At 73.6% G+C, this 14,820-nt stretch carries 11 protein-coding genes and 1 pseudogene; 7 read left to right on the forward strand and 5 right to left on the reverse strand.

Annotation, left to right across the window (positions count from 1 at the left end; genetic code table 11):
* A pseudogene (locus ABD844_RS11695) lies at positions 1-475 on the reverse strand (sensor histidine kinase); the annotation flags it as partial.
* Positions 476-585: 110 nt separating this feature from the next.
* Here ABD844_RS11695 and ABD844_RS11700 point away from each other — a divergent pair.
* From ABD844_RS11700 to ABD844_RS11730, 7 genes are all read left to right on the forward strand, one after another.
* Positions 586-798 (forward strand): DUF5957 family protein, encoded by a 213-nt coding sequence (locus ABD844_RS11700; RefSeq protein WP_344875934.1) that lies wholly within the window; start codon positions 586-588, stop codon positions 796-798.
* Positions 795-2,330 carry a multicopper oxidase family protein gene (locus tag ABD844_RS11705; RefSeq protein WP_344875936.1) on the forward strand — a complete coding sequence of 512 codons (1,536 nt, stop codon included), beginning with the start codon at positions 795-797 and terminating at the stop codon, positions 2,328-2,330. Before ABD844_RS11700 ends, ABD844_RS11705 begins: the two co-directional genes overlap by 4 nt.
* Positions 2,331-2,511: 181 nt before the next feature.
* Complete coding sequence (locus ABD844_RS11710) at positions 2,512-3,411, forward strand: glycerophosphodiester phosphodiesterase (protein ID WP_344875939.1); 900 nt, start codon at positions 2,512-2,514, stop codon at positions 3,409-3,411.
* A gap of 144 nt (positions 3,412-3,555) precedes the next feature.
* On the forward strand, positions 3,556-3,870 hold the full coding sequence (locus ABD844_RS11715; protein WP_344875941.1) for a CU044_2847 family protein: 315 nt from the start codon (positions 3,556-3,558) through the stop codon (positions 3,868-3,870).
* Positions 3,871-3,877: 7 nt separating this feature from the next.
* Positions 3,878-8,029 (forward strand): trypsin-like peptidase domain-containing protein, encoded by a 4,152-nt coding sequence (locus ABD844_RS11720; RefSeq protein ID WP_344875943.1) that lies wholly within the window; start codon positions 3,878-3,880, stop codon positions 8,027-8,029.
* Positions 8,030-8,111: 82 nt separating this feature from the next.
* Positions 8,112-8,882 (forward strand): ABC transporter permease, encoded by a 771-nt coding sequence (locus tag ABD844_RS11725; protein WP_344875945.1) that lies wholly within the window; start codon positions 8,112-8,114, stop codon positions 8,880-8,882.
* Positions 8,883-9,019: 137 nt separating this feature from the next.
* Positions 9,020-10,132 (forward strand): ankyrin repeat domain-containing protein, encoded by a 1,113-nt coding sequence (locus ABD844_RS11730; RefSeq protein ID WP_344875947.1) that lies wholly within the window; start codon positions 9,020-9,022, stop codon positions 10,130-10,132.
* Here ABD844_RS11730 and ABD844_RS11735 read toward each other — a convergent pair.
* From ABD844_RS11735 to ABD844_RS11750, 4 genes are read right to left on the reverse strand one after another with little or no spacing between them, the layout of a single operon-like run.
* Positions 10,118-11,560, reverse strand: a complete 1,443-nt coding sequence (locus ABD844_RS11735; RefSeq protein WP_344876019.1) for a mannitol dehydrogenase family protein — start codon at positions 11,558-11,560, stop codon at positions 10,118-10,120. The two genes, ABD844_RS11730 and ABD844_RS11735, sit on opposite strands and share 15 nt — an antisense overlap.
* Complete coding sequence (gene manD / locus ABD844_RS11740; RefSeq protein WP_344875950.1) at positions 11,557-12,765, reverse strand: D-mannonate dehydratase ManD; 1,209 nt, start codon at positions 12,763-12,765, stop codon at positions 11,557-11,559. Before manD ends, ABD844_RS11735 begins: the two co-directional genes overlap by 4 nt.
* Positions 12,762-13,535, reverse strand: coding sequence for a glucosamine-6-phosphate deaminase (locus ABD844_RS11745; RefSeq protein ID WP_344875952.1), 774 nt, complete (start codon positions 13,533-13,535; stop codon positions 12,762-12,764). Before ABD844_RS11745 ends, manD begins: the two co-directional genes overlap by 4 nt.
* The gene (locus ABD844_RS11750) at positions 13,532-14,770 is read right to left on the reverse strand and encodes an AGE family epimerase/isomerase (RefSeq protein ID WP_344875954.1); all 1,239 of its coding nucleotides are present in this window, start codon (positions 14,768-14,770) and stop codon (positions 13,532-13,534) included. Before ABD844_RS11750 ends, ABD844_RS11745 begins: the two co-directional genes overlap by 4 nt.
* Between the last annotated feature and the right edge of the window lie 50 nt (positions 14,771-14,820).

Consider the following 14,820-nt stretch of genomic DNA (forward strand, 5'->3'; position numbering starts at 1 on the left):
GCCGAGCAGCGGCGCGCGGCAGCCGGGTCGCGCGCAGGGCCGCGCCCGACCCGATCACGCCCATCATGAGACCGACCGTGGAGGCCAGCTCGAACCCCAGCAGGTACGCGGGGCTCTCGCCGTCGTGCAGCCGGAACACGGTGCTGACCAGCACGAGCGCGCCGCCCACCGCGCAGGCCACGAGGAGCTTGCCCGCCTCGGCCGCCGAGTAGAGCGCCGCCGCCACCGGCAGGGCCAGCCCGATCGCCGGGTAGCCGGCCGCGTAGTAGGCGAGCAGGCCGACGGCCGTGGCCATCAGCGCCAGCACGGGGAAGCGCCGCCGTACGAGCATGAGCGCGCCCAGCCCGACCGCGAACACGTAGGCCACGAAGTCGGGGCTGCGGGCGCCGCCGAGGTCCATCGTGACGGCCACGGCGACGACGACCGACACGGCCACGCCCAGAGCCGCGTCGACGAGCACCCGGCGGTTCCCCACGGGGCAGAGGATAACCAGTGCGGCGGGCTGTTCACCATCGTCCGATGTTGATGACAGGTGTCGCTTTCAGCCGGTTAGCGTCCGCGGTCGCGGTGACTAGCGTGGCGCGCATGAGAACGCTTGGGGTCGCCATCCTGGGTCTCTTCGCCGGGCTGGCGGTGGGATTCCTGCTCTTCAACGATCTCGTGGCCAGGCTGTTCGTGTCCGACGGCACGGTACGGCCGCCGTGGACGTTCGTCCTGGGGTTCGGGCCGATGATCCTGGCTGTCATCGGAGCCGCGGTCGCGGTCGCGATCGACAACCGGCGAAGGGGGAGATCATGACGCTGTCCAGACGCCAGATGCTGCGCGCGGCGGCGGGCGGTCTGGTGCTGGCTCCGCTGGCCGGCTGCTCCGACGGCAGCCCCGTCGGCAGCGGCAACGGCGGCACGCCCGGGGGCATCCTCGACGGCCTGGCCGTCGGCGGCGGCGCCAACGTGGAGGCCGAGTCCAGCGCGGGCGCCCTGGTACGCAGCACCGCCCGCCTGCCACAGCCGTTCACCGTGCCGCTGCCGATCCCGCCGGTGCTGCGCCCCGCGGGCGGCGGCGGCGCCGACGACCGCTACGAGATCACCCAGCGGGCCGCCGAGGTGGAGATCCTGCCCGGCCTGCGTACGCAGGTGTGGGGCTACAACGGCATCTTCCCCGGCCCCACGATCGTCTCCAGGAGCGGCCGCCAGACCGTGGTCCGCCACCGCAACGAGCTGCCCGAGCCGGTCGTGGTGCACCTGCACGGCGGACGGACCCCGGCGGAGCACGACGGCTATCCCACCGACCTCATCGACCCGGGCGGCTCGTTCGACTACGTCTATCCGCTCGACCAGGCCGCGGCCACCCTCTGGTACCACGACCACCGCATGCAGTTCACCGGTCCGCAGGTGTACAAGGGGCTCGCCGGGTTCCACCTGGTGCAGGACGCCCAGGAGGACGCCCTGCCCCTGCCGAAGGGCGAGCGCGACGTCCCGCTGATGATCGTCGACCGGGCGTTCGCGGAGGACGGCTCGATGATCTACCCCGACGTGCACAGCGACTACATCAGCGGCGTGCTGGGTGACGTCGTCCTGGTCAACGGGGCGCCCTGGCCGCTCATGGAGGTGGACGCCGCCCGCTACCGCTTCCGGCTGCTCAACGCCTCGAACGCGCGCCGTTACCGGCTCGCCCTCGACCCAGCGCCGCCGAGCGGACCCGCGTTCGTACAGGTCGGCAGCGACCTGGGGCTGCTCAGCGCGCCGCTGCCGCACGACGAGCTGCAGATCGCCTCGGCCGAGCGGTTCGACGTGATCGTGGACTTCTCCCAGTATCCGGTCGGGCAGGAAGTGACGATGGTCAACCGGCTGGGCGACGGCGGCAGCGCGAACGTGATGCGGTTCAAGGTCGCGCGCCGGGCCGCCGACGACAGCAGCATCCCGGCCAGGCTGGTGGAGGTGCGGCCGCTGTCGCCGTCAGACGCCGTGGTGGAGCGCACGTTCACGTTCCAGCGGGGCAGCGTGCAGCACGAGGGCATGCCGATGTGGACGGTCAACGGCCAGGCGTTCACCCCCGACACCATCGCCGCCGACCCGGCGCTCGGCACGGTCGAACGCTGGCGGCTGCACGCGCTCAACGTCTACCACCCCATCCACATCCACCTCGCCCCCTTCCAGGTGCTCGAGCCCTCCCCGTACGCCACCGGCTGGAAGGACACCGTCGACCTGGCCAGCGGCGACCAGGTGGAGGTGCTGCTCAGGTTCGAGGGCTACCGCGGCAAGTACGTCTTCCACTGCCACAACCTGGAGCACGAGGACATGATGATGATGGCCAACTTCCAGGTCCGCTGACCCTTCTCCCGGCTCATCAATCGGTTCCCTCCCTCCGACAAAGACTTCGTGCAGACTCGGCCGACACGCCGGTAGATAACAGTCGTTCCGTTCCTTTGTGGGCACTTGTCCTGCATAGCTCGACATAACACGTGCGTGTGGGTTCGAGTCAGATTGCATGGGCCCAGTTCGGGGGAGGAACATGGACCGCTCGATCGGCGTCGTCGCCACCGCCACCCTGGCCGTGGTGGCCGTCCTGGCCGTCACGGTCAGACCCGCGTCCGCCGCGCCACGCCACTTGGACGACCTCACTCACCGGGGCACCCCGGTGGTCGAGTCCGCGCCCGCCGCGCCCCGACTGGACAACATCGCCCATCGGGGCGGCGCGGCCCACGCTCCTGAGAACACGATCGCGGCCTGCGCCCTGTCCAGGGAGCAGGGGGCCGACACGTGCGAGTTCGACGTCCAGCAGACCAAGGACCACCGTCTCGTCCTGATGCATGACGAGACGCTGGCCCGTACCACCGATGTGGAGCAGGTCTTCCCCAAGCGGTCGCCGTGGCGGGTCGCGGACTTCACGCTCGCGGAGATCCAGAGGCTGGACGCGGGCTCGTGGTTCTCCCCGCGCTTCCGCGGTGAGGGGGTGCCCACGCTCAAGCAGGTGCTGCAGGCGGTGCGCGGCTCCGGCACCGGGCTGCTGCTGGAGATCAAGCACCCGCCGCACAGCCCCGACATCGACCGCCGCGTGGCCACCGAGCTACGGGAGGAACGCGACCTGTGGCGGGGGCAGCGGCTGACCCTGCAGGCGTTCGGCTGGCAGTCGATGCGCGTCCTGCACAGCGTGCTGCCCGACGTGCCCGTCGCGCTGCTCGGCAAGCCCGAGGAGGGACGGCTGGCCGAACTCGCCCGCTACGCCGACGGCATCACGACCCCGCACGGCGGTCTCACCCCGGCGTACGTCAGGAAGATCCACGAGCACGGCATGCGGGTCTACACCTGGACGGCGGACAAGCCGGGCGTGATGCGCCGCCTGATGTCGTACGGGGTGGATGGCATCATGACCAACCGGCCCGACGTCCTCGACTCCGTCAGGTCGGCCTGACGGCGGATCGCGGCTCTCCCAGGGCGGCGAGGGGGCCGCGCGCGAGATCTCGGCGGCGCGAGCATTCGTGGAACTCGGGACGTGCGCGTGGGCTCTCGGTACGATCGGGCCGTTCCCCTGTGTGCCCATCTCCTGGAGTCCGGCGTGAGCGAGTTGATGCGCGTGCCGTTGAGCGACGGCGGTTGCTTCCTGGTGGAGGTGGCGGACGACGAGCCGGGGGTGCGGCGGGCGTCCCGGGCGGGCGACGTGGTGGACGCCGCGGTCGACTCGCTGAAGACGGCGCTGGAGCCGATCCGGCAGGCCGCCGAGTGCGCGCTGGAGACGTTCAGGAAGGCCGGGCCTCGCGCGGTCGAGATCGAGTTCGGCGTACGGCTGAACGCCGAGGCCGGGGCGGTCATCGCCAAGACCGGCACAGAGGGTCACCTGACCGTCAAGCTGAGCTGGGGCGAGAAGGACTGAGCGGGAAGTGAGGCCGTGGTCGGTCCGCGTCTTCCGCGACGGGAGGGTCCGCGGCGCGGGCGTGCTGCTCGACGACCGGCACGTTCTGACCTGCGCCCACGTGGTCGGCCCGGCACCGCGCCCGTTCGAGGTGGACTTCCCCGCCCTGGGCGGCGAGCGGCTGCGTGCCGAGGTGGTGCCGGACGGCTGGTTCCCCGTCGAGCCCGGCGGGGGCGGTGACCTCGCGGTCGCGCGCCTGTCCGGCCCCCTCCCGCCGGGCGCCGTTCCCGCGCCGCTGGTCAGGAAGACCGCCCCGGGCACCCCGGTACGGGTGTACGGCTACCCGCCCGGCGTCGACACGGGAATGTGGGCGAGCGCCCGCCTCGACGAGCCCGCCGGCCCGCGGGCGGAGTGGGTCCAGCTCGAAGCCGCGCAGGTCACCGGGCACCGGATCGAGCAGGGCTTCAGCGGCGCCGGGGTGGAGGCCGACGGCAGGGTCACCGGCATCGTGGTGGCCGAGGACCGCGACGCGGCGGCCAAGGTGGCGTGGATGTTGCCGCTGGCCACGGTGGCGGCGCGCTGGCCCCGGCTGGAGCCGCTGCTGCCCGGCCCGCTGGACCTCGACCCGGCCTTCGAGCAGCACTTCGAGCCGCGCAGCCGGGGCGTGCAGCGGGCCGGCCAGCCCGGCAGGTACTTCACCGGCCGCGTGACGGCGCTGAGCGAACTGTCCCGATGGCTCGCGGACGGCGGCGACACCACCTCCCGGGTGGTCACGGGCAGCCCGGGGTCGGGCAAGTCCGCGGTGTTGTCGCGGCTGGTCGTGTGCGCCGACCCGGCCCGCCGCGCCCTCCTCCCGGCCGCGGAACGGGGCAGGATCACGCCGGGCACCCTGCCGCCGCCCGGCTCGATCGACGCGGCGGTGCACGCGGCGGGCAGGACCACCGAGCAGGTGGCGGCGCGGATCGCCACGGCTCTCGACCTGACGGCACCGGCCGCCGGGCTGCCCGCCGCGCTGGCGGTGCTCGGCAGGGCGCTCGGCAGGCCGGTCACGATCGTCATCGACGCCCTGGACGAGGCGGCCTTCCGCGAGGATCTCGTGCTGACCCTGGTGCAGCCGCTGGTCGCCGAGAGGGTACGGCTGCTGCTCGGCTCGCGCCTGGATCTGCTGCCGCTGCTGCGCACCGGGATCGAGGCCCTCGACCTGGACGCGGCACCGTACTTCGAGGCCGGCGACGTCGCCGCGTACGTGGCCGCCTACCTGAGGGGTGCCGGGCCGTACCGGGACGACGGCCTGCCCGAGCTGATCGGCGCGCGGGTCGCTGCGACCGCCGCGGGCAACTTCCTCATCGCCCAGCTCATCGCCCTGGACCTGGCCTCGCGGCCCCGGCCGGTCGATCCGCGGCAGCGCGACTGGGACGCCTTCCCCTCCCGGGTGGGCGACGCCATGCGGGCCCACCTGCACCGTGTGGGAGCGTCGGCGCCCGGCGGACACCGATGGGTGACGGACCTGCTGGCGCCGCTGGCGTACGCGGAGGGCACCGACCTGGGCGACGAGCTGTGGGCCGAGCTCGCGACCGAGCTGGGCGGCGCCGACTACCGCAAGGGAGACCTGCGAAGGCTGCGCGCCGACACGGGCGCCGCCGCGCTGCTGACCGCCGCGGGGACGGGCTGGCGGCTCTTCCACCACGCGCTCGCCGAGCACCTGCGCGAGGAACTGGATCGCTCCGGCCTGCGCGCGGAGGAGGCGCATCGGGCCATCGCCGGCCGACTGCTCGCGCGGGTGCCGGGGGAGGGCGGGGAGCGGCGCTGGTGGGAGGCGCCGCCGTACGTGCTGCGGCACCTGGCGGGGCACGCGGTGGACGGCGGGCTGCTGGAGGACCTGGTGCAGGATCCGGGGTTCCTGCTCTGGGGCGACCAGGACCGGCAACTGCCGCTGCTCGGCAACGTGCACGGGGCTCGGGCCAGGGCCGCCGCGGAGGCGTACCAACTGGCCGCGCACGAGGTCGGCGCGCTCGACTCCGACGGTGGGGCGGCCACCGTCCTGCGGGTCTTCGCGCGGCTGCGGGGCGCGGACGAGCTGGCCGACCGGGTCAGCCGCCTCCGTCCTGAGGGCTGGGACGTGGCCTGGCGGCACTGGCGGCGCTCGTTCACCCACCGGGTGTTCCTCGGGCACCACGAGCGGGTGCAGGTGGTCGGTCTCGGCGTCGCGCGCGGGCGTACGGTCGTGGTCTCCGGGGACCGGAGCGGCGGGGTGCTGGTCCGGGACCTGGAGACGGGGGCGCTGCTGCACTCCCTCACCCACCGGCGGCGGGGGACGGGCCGTCCCGCCCGCCAGGTGCGGATCACGGCGCTGGCCGTGCGGGAGAACCTGGCCGCCGTCGGCGACAGCCTGGGCCGCCTGGAGCTGTGGGACCTGAACACCGGCCGGTCCGTGCGCGTCTTCCCGCCGGCCTACAGCGGGGTCGAGGGCATCGCCTTCTCCACGGACGGCTCTCTCCTCGTCACCGCGGGCTGGATCGACGGCGGGGCTGTGGTCAAGACGTGGGACACCGCCGGTGGTGCGGAGCTGCGGACGCTGCCGTGTCCCAGCAGGGCGGTCACCGACGTGGCCGTGATCGGGCCGGTGGACCGGGCGGCGAAGGGGGACGTGGTGGTGGGCGCGGGAGGCGACACCGACGAGGGCCCGCTGCACGCATGGGACCTGGAGACCGGGCGCTACCTGCGCCGATTCGGCGGCGTGCCGCGCCGCGACGAGAACGTCAGGTGCTGGCTGCGGTCCGGATCGTTGCAGGTGGCGGACGGGCTGGTGGTCGTGGCGGAGCGGGTGGAGGAAGACGCGGGATTCGTCCGCGTCTGGGATCCGATGTCCGGGGAACTCCTGCGGACCTTCCCCGAGACGCCGCTGCCCAAGCTCTGGTCGCTGGCCATCGGCCGACGGCACGACCGCCTGGTCGCCGTGACCGCCGGAGACCTGCACGGGGGCGTCCGGCTCTGGGACGCCCTGACCTGGCGGCCACTCGGCGACCTGGCGGGCCACACGTGCAAGGTGGAGGCGATCACGCTCGGCGAGCACCGCGGACGGCCCGTCGCGGTCACCGGCGACGGGCCGATCAACCCCGGCGACGCGGCCACGGTCAGGGTGTGGGACCTCGCCGACGAACCCGCCTCCGACGTGGCGGGCGTGTCCCGGGTACGGCCGAGCCGCGGCGCGCTGGTCACCGCGGAGGGCGAGGACCTCGTCGTCCGCGACGCCGGAACCGGCCGGGCGGTACGGCGGGTCGGCTGCCGGGCGGGTGAACTGGCCGTGCACGGGACGCTGGCGGTCACGCTGGACGACGGCGTCGTCAGGACGTGGGACCTGGAGACCGGGCGGCCGGGCCATCGGCTGGACGGAGGCGGTCAGCCGGTGCGCACGCTCGCGACGGGCGCACTCGGCGAGCGGGTGCTCGCGGCCGTCCTGAGCGCCGCCCGGCCCGGCGGCGACCGGGCGGAGGTGCACGTCTGGGACGCGACCACGGGCCGGCGCCTGCGCCGCTTCACCGGTGACGTCGGCATCTACGACGCGGTCGCGCTGGGCGCGTACCGCGGCAGGGGCCTGTTGATCACGGGCAGCGGCGGCTCGGACCGGGTGGTCCGGGTGCGCGACCTGGCCACCGGCCGGACGATCCACACCCTCGCCCGCAACGACAACTACATCAAGACGATCTCCGTCGAGGACCTCCTCGGCAGACCCGTGCTCGTCACCGGAGGCGGGAACGTCTGCCTCTGGGACCTCGCCGACGGCGCCCTGATCTCCGCCTTCGGCGACCACATGACGCTGATGACGCAGGTACGGCTCGGCGAGATCGACGGGCGGCCCGTCGCGGTGACCATCAGCATCGGCAGCGACCGCCGCATCGCCGTCTGGCGTCTTCCCGACGGGGAGCCCCTGGGGTCGTACACCGGGCAGGCGGGCTGGCTCGGCTCGGTGGACCTGGCCACCGTCCGTGGCCTCCCCACGGTGGTCGCCCCGGCCGACGACGGGTCGGTCCACCTATGGGAGCCGGTGGCGGGGACGGTCACCCGGCTGCCGTTCAACGCCAAGGTCCGGGACGTCCTCGTCACCGGCGGCGACCTCGTCGTGGCGACCGACACGGGCCTCGCCCGGCTGCACCACCTGGAACGGCCCGGGTCTCTGTGATCGTCGCCGCCGTTCCCGGCGCTCCGGCTGAGCGGGGATCCGGGTGCGCAGGCCCGGCGGGGCGTCCGTCAGACTGGTAGCGGTGTCGTCGTCCTCGTCCTCGTCCCTGATCTCGGTCACCGCGCTGCTGCCCGTGGCCGTCGTCGTGCTGGCCGCCCTGGGCGCGCTCGTGGCCTGGCTGGGCCGGCTGGGGCACGGCCGGGGCGTCGTGACGGCCTGCCTGCGGGCCGCGCTGCAACTGGGCGTCGTGTCCGTGGTGATCACCTGGGTCGTCGCCTACTCGATGGCGGTGGTGGGGTTCATCCTTCTCATGTTCGGCGTGGCCACGTTCACGGCGGGGCGGCGCGTCACCGGCACCCGTACGGGGTGGTGGTGGGCGGGTCTGCCGATCGCCGCGGGCACCGTTCCCGTGCTGGCCGTCCTGACGGGCACCCGGGTGATCTCCGTGACCGGCATAGTGATCATCCCGATCGCCGGGATCCTGCTGGGCGGCTGCCTGACGGCCACGGCGCTGGCGGGCCGGCGCGCGGTGGAGGAGCTGTTCCAGCGCAGGGGAGAGGTGGAGGCGGCGCTGTCACTCGGCTTCCTGCCCAGGGACGCGGCCATGGAGATCTGCCGCCCGGCCGCCGCCGGGGCACTGGTGCCGGCCCTCGACCAGACCAGGACCGTGGGGCTGGTCACGCTGCCGGGGGCGTTCGTGGGCGTGCTGCTCGGCGGGGCGAGCCCGATCGAGGCGGGCATCGTCCAGCTCGTGGTGCTGGTGGCGCTGCTGGCCGCCGAGGCGATCGCGATCGTGGTCACGGTCGAGCTGGTCGCGCGGGGCCGCTTCACTGCCTCCGGCGGTTCCGCGTAGGGTGGTGGTGCGCGCGCTCAGGGCGCCACCGGTCCGCGGAAAGGGCCAAGCCCACCTGATGTTCACCACGCGTTCCGGCTCGACCTCTTTTCCTGCCTGACCATGCGGACACCAGGCCGCACGGAAAGGAGGCCCGCGTGCCCATCCAACGCCTGCCCGACCACCCCAGCCTCGAACTGCTCCGCAAGCAGGCCAAGACCCTCCTGCGCCGCGTACGGGCTGACGTGCCCGAGTCCCGCGCCCTCGTCGCCGAGTTCCACCCCCGGCCGCCTCAGGTGTTCCGGCTGGCCGACGCGCAGCTCGTCACCGCCCGCCGGTACGGCTTCGCGAGCTGGCCCAGGCTGAAGGAGCATCTGGTCACCGTCGAGCGCTACACGCGCTCACCACACCTCGTCGAGCCGAGTCAGGAGCCGTGGGCGGAGTTTCTACGCCTGGCCTGCCTCAACTACGGCGCCGACGACCCCCGCAGGAGGCAGGAGGCCGGTCTGCTGCTGTCCCGGCATCCCCACCTGGCCACCGCGAACGCCCACACCATGGCCGCCACCGGCGCGGCCGACGCGCTCGCGGACCTCCTGGCCGCCGACCCGGGGGCGGCTCGGGCACAGGGCGGCCCCTTCGGCTGGGAGCCGCTGCTGTACCTGGCCTACGCCCGGCTCGACGGGCCCGGCCGGTACGTGGCGGCGGCCCGGCTGCTCCTCGACCACGGCGCCGATCCGGACGCCGGGTTCCTGTGGGACGGGCTGACCTCGCCGTTCACCGTGCTCACCGGCGCGTTCGGCGGCGGCGAGGGCGACCAGCCGCCGCACCCCGAGGCGATGGCGCTGGCCAGGCTGCTGCTGGAGGCCGGGGCCGACCCCAACGACGGCCAGGCCCTCTACAACCGCGGGCTCGGCGGCACGTTCTCCGACGACACCGCCCACCTCCGGCTGCTGCTGGAGTTCGGGCTGGGCCGAGGGGAGGGCGGCCCGTGGCACGCCCGGCTGGGCCCGGCCCTGCAGTCGCCACGGCAGCTCCTGCGCGACGAGCTGGCCACCGCCGCCCTGCGTGGCGGTCCACGGCGGGCACGGCTGCTCCTCGACCACGGGGCCGAGGTGAACGGGCTCGGCGGACACCCGGTGTACGGCGGACGCACCCCGTACGAGCTGGCCCTGCTGAACGGGCACACGGAGGTCGCCGAACTGCTCGCCGCAGCGGGTGGCTCAGCGGGTGGCTCAGCGGGTGGCTCAGTGGGTGGCTCAGTGGGTGGCTGAGTCGGCGTCGAGTGCGTGGAGCACGGTGGGGAGGTCGTCGGCGGCGAGCCGTTCCAGGCAGTCCGTGACGAGGTCGCGGAAGACCCGGTCGTCCCGGAGGTCGGCGCCGAAGATCTCCTCGACGGCCAGCAGGCGGCGCACGGTGGCGGCGGCGGTGCTGGAGAAGGAGGCCGTCTCGTCACCGCGCAGCCGGGCGGCCAGCGGGTCGTCCAGCTCGCGGCACGTGGTGACATGGCGCATCCATCCGGCGACGGCGAGCGCGATCCAGCGGGGTTCGCGGCCGGCGGCCAGCCGGTCGCGCGCCGGGTCCAGCAGGCGCTGCGGCAGCTTCTGCGAGCCGTCCGCCGCGATCTGCGCGACCCGGTGCCGCAGGCCGGGGTTGGCGAACCGGGCCAGCAACGACTCCTTGTACGCCGGCAGGTCGAACCCGTCCAGCCCGCCCAGGGTCGGCGTGAGGTCGTCGTCCATCAGCCGGCGCAGGAAGGCGGCGAACGCGGGATCGGCCACGGCCTCGGACACGTACGCCGCCCCCGACAGGTAGGCGATGGCCGAATGGCTGCCGTTGAGCAGGCGCAGCTTCATCCGCTCGTACGGCCGCACGTCGTCCACCAGCAGCGCGCCCGCCCGCTCCCAGGCCGGGCGGTCCCCGGCGAAGCGGTCCTCGATCACCCACTGCGTGAACGGCTCGGTGACGACCGCGCCCAGGTCGGTCACGCCGAGCCTGGCGGCCACGTCGTCCAGGTCGGCCGGCGTGGTCGCGGGCACGATCCGGTCCACCATGGTCGCGGGGAACGTGACGTTCTCCTCGACCCAGCGCAGCAGCGGCGGCTCGCACAGCTCCGCCACGAGCCGGGCCAGTGTCGCGCCGTTGTCGGGCAGGTTGTCGCAGGAGACGACGGTGAGCGGGCCCGCGTCGGCGGCGGCACGGGCGCGCAGCCCGGCGACCAGCCTCCCGACCACACCGGGCACAGGGCGACCGGGCGCCGCGCCGGGCACGGGTCGGCCGGGCACAGCGCCGGGCACAGCGCCGGGCCCAGACCAGGGCATCGTGTCGCGGCGGTACGCCTTCTCCGTGACGGTCAGCGTGACGACCGCGGTCTGCGGCGCGGCCAGCCGCGCGGCGAGGTCGTCACCGGGGACGAGCACCTCCCGCACGGATCCGACCACGCGCACCTCGTCGCCCGCGCGCACGCCGTACAGGCAGTCCTGCGGGCGGAGCCGGTCGGCCACGTCGGTGCTGCGCTGGCTGACCCCGCAGATGCCCCAGCGGTCGTCGCCGGTCGCCGCCATGGCCCGCTCGGTGTAGACGGCCTGGTGGGCCCGGTGGAAGGCACCGATGCCCAGGTGCACGACGCCGGTCAGGCGCGGGAGCGCCAGCGGGCGGGCGGCGGGTGCGACCCTGGACAGGGTGGCGCGGCTGAGCCTCACCAATGGTGCATGCTCCCGTCCATCAGCCGGTTGACCGGCAGGTACGCCGGTTCGTACGGGTATCGGGCGGCCAGCTCCTCGTCGATGTCGACGCCGAGACCCGGCTCCTCGCTCGGGTGGAGGTAACCGTCGGCGTAGTGGTAACCGTGCGGGAACACCTCGTCGGTGGCCTCGGTGTGCCGCATGTACTCCTGGATGCCGAAGTTCGGGACGGCGAGATCCAGGTGGAGCGCCGCGGACATGCAGACAGGGGACAGGTCGGTCGCGCCGTGCGAGCCGGTGCGCACGTGGTGCAGCGCGGCGAGGTCGAAGATCCGGCGCAGGTGGGTGATCCCGCCCGCGTGCACGACCGTGGCCCGGATGTAGTCGATGAGCTGCTCGCGGATGAGCTGCTCGCAGTCCCAGATCGAGTTGAACACCTCGCCGACCGCGATCGGCGTCGTGGTGTGCTGCCTGATCAGCCGGAACCCGTCCTGCAGCTCGGCGGGCACCGGGTCCTCCAGCCAGAACGGCGCGTACTCCTGCAACCGGGAGCCGAGCCCACCGGCCTCGATCGGGGTGAGCCGGTGGTGGACGTCGTGCAGGACGTGCAGGTCGAAGCCGAACCGGTCGCGTACGGCGGCGAACAGCTCGGGCACGACCCGCAGGTAGCGCTCGGTCGACCAGTTGGCCTCGCTCGGCAGCCGCGCGTCGGCGGGCTCGTAGAACATCTTGTCCTTGCCCACGCCGTAGGTCGCGGCGAGACCCGGGATGCCGCACTGCACGCGGACCGCCCGGTAGCCCAGGTCGACGTACTTGGCGACCTCGTCGAGCACCTCGGGGATCGTCTCGCCGTTGGCGTGGCCGTACACGGTGACGCCCTCGCGTGAGCGCCCGCCGAGCAACTGGTAGACGGGCAGCCCCGCGACCTTGCCCTTGATGTCCCACAGGGCGGTGTCGACGGCCGCGATCGCGGTCATCGTGACCGGGCCGCGCCGCCAGTACGCGCCGCGGTAGAGGTACTGCCAGGTGTCCTCGATGCGCGCGGGGTCGCGGCCGATGAGCAGCGGGCAGACGTGGTCGCGCAGGTAGGAGGCCACCGCCAGCTCCCTGCCGTTCAGCGTCGCGTCGCCGACGCCGGTGACGCCGTCGGAGGTGGTGATCTTCAGGGTGACGAAGTTCCGCCCGGGGCTGGTGACGATGACCTTGGCGTCGGTGATTCTCACTGGTATGCCTCCAGGTCGGCGAAGAGCGTGCAGTCCGGATGGGTACGCAGGACGGAGGCGGGGCAGCTCTCGTCGATCGGCCCGTCGAGCGCGGCGGCGAGCGCGGCCCGCTTGCTCGGTCCTGGCACCGTGGCGACCAGGGTACGGCCGGCCATCAGCGCGGGCACGGTCAGCGTGATCGCCCGTCGTGGCACGTCCGCGAGCGCGGCGAAGCATCCGTCGCTGACCTGTTGCCGGCGGCAGGCGTCGTCGAGCTCGACCACCTTGACCGCGAGGGGGTCGGCGAAGTCGGCCACCGGGGGGTCGTTGAACGCCAGGTGGCCGTTGTCGCCGATGCCCAGGCAGACCAGGTCGATCGGGCCGCGGCCGAGCAGTTCGGCGTAGCGGGCGCTCTCCGCCTCCGGGTCGTCGCCCGGCTCGATGACGTGCACCGCGCCGGGCCGTACGGTGTCCCAGAGCTCCTGGTGGAGGAAGCGGCCGAACCGCTCGGGCGCGTCCTGGGGCAGGCCGATGTACTCGTCCATGTGGAAGACGGTGACCCTGGACCAGTCGATCCCCTCGGCGGCGCGCAGCCCGGCCAGCGTCTCCCGCTGCGAGGGCGCGGCGGCGAAGACGGCCCTGGCCTCTCCGCGGGTGGCGAGCGCCGTGCGCAGCGCCGCCGCCGCGGCCCACGCCGCCGCGGCGCCGGACTCCGCCCTGTCGCTGAATACCCGGACGTCGAGGCGTCCGGCGACCCGCTCGATCACGGGGCCGGTGTTCGTGGCTGTCACGGCTGTTCTCCCTGAGCGCCGAGCCGGGGTAGCTCGACGATTTGCATGAGGTTCCTGGCGATGTGGTACGGGTCCTTGACCGGCAGGGCGACGACCTCGTCGAGCGGGGCCCCCGCCCGGTCCCTGATCTGGATCCACTCCTCGCCGTCCGCGCCGCCGGGGAACGTACGCAGCGTGTAGTCCCAGATTCGGTCGAACCAGCCGGCCGCCTCCCGGTCCGCGTAGCGCTCGGCCGCCAGCCGGGTGGTGTAGGCGGCCTCCGTGTGGGCCCACCACAGCTTCGTCGACCAGGTCCGCCTGACCAGGTCCTCGTACGGCCCGCCGTACGGCCGCCCGGAGACGTCGACGTAGCGGAACAGGCCGCCGTGCTCGTCGTCCCACCCGGCCTCGCACAGCGCGGAGACGGAGGCGAGCAGGTCACCGTGGTCGCCGGTCTCGCCGAGCAGCTCGCCGGCCTCCAGCGCCATCCAGATCCCCTCCAGCGCGTGGCCGGGGGTGCGGTGCCGGGCCAGGACCGTGTCACGCATGCCGGGATCGGCCACGAACGTCTCGGTGAACAGGCCGCTCTCCTCCCGGTGCGCGACCATGGCCCGGCGGGCGGCCCGCAGCTCGTCCGCGTACGGGTTCGCCTGATCCGCGGACGCCGCCTGGTGCGCGCGGGCCTGGTCGAGCCGGGCGTTGAGGACGATCATGCGCGCGCCGAACCCCGAGCAGCCGGGTGGCAGCGGGTACGGCGGCGTCGGCGGATCGCCCGCCGCCACGTCGTCCGCGACCCGCTGGACGATCAGGTCGATCGTGGGCAGGTGCTCGGGCGAGCCGGTGTGGCGGGTCAGCTCGGCCAGACCCATGGCGACGAAGGCGTCGGCGAAGACGCTGCGCTCCGCGGGCAGGGGCGCGCCCCGCTCGTCCATGACGTACGCGCACCGGCCGTCCGACTGCACGGCGTGGTCGAGGAGGAAGGCCGCGCCGCGCTCGGCGTGCCGTACGAGGGCGCCGGAGCCGTCGGGCAGGGTGAGCAGCCCGCGGTCGGCCAGCCGGGCGGCGCGGGCGAGCAGCCAGACGAATCGGCCCTGTGACCAGGTGAACTTGTCCGTCGACAGCCGACGCCGGCCCCTGTTGTCGAAGCAGGTGAAGAACCCGCCGTGCACGGTGTCGATGCCGTGCTCCAACCAGAACGGGAGGATGACGTCTTCGAGTTGCCTGCGGGCGATCTGGTCGGGCTGCTCGGAACCCATGCCGTCCTTTTCGTCGAGGGATGCGGGTGATGTCGGAGAAGGGAGGTCGT

Source organism: Nonomuraea antimicrobica, assembly GCF_039536965.1.
GTDB classification, from domain to species: Bacteria; Actinomycetota; Actinomycetes; order Streptosporangiales; family Streptosporangiaceae; genus Nonomuraea; species Nonomuraea antimicrobica.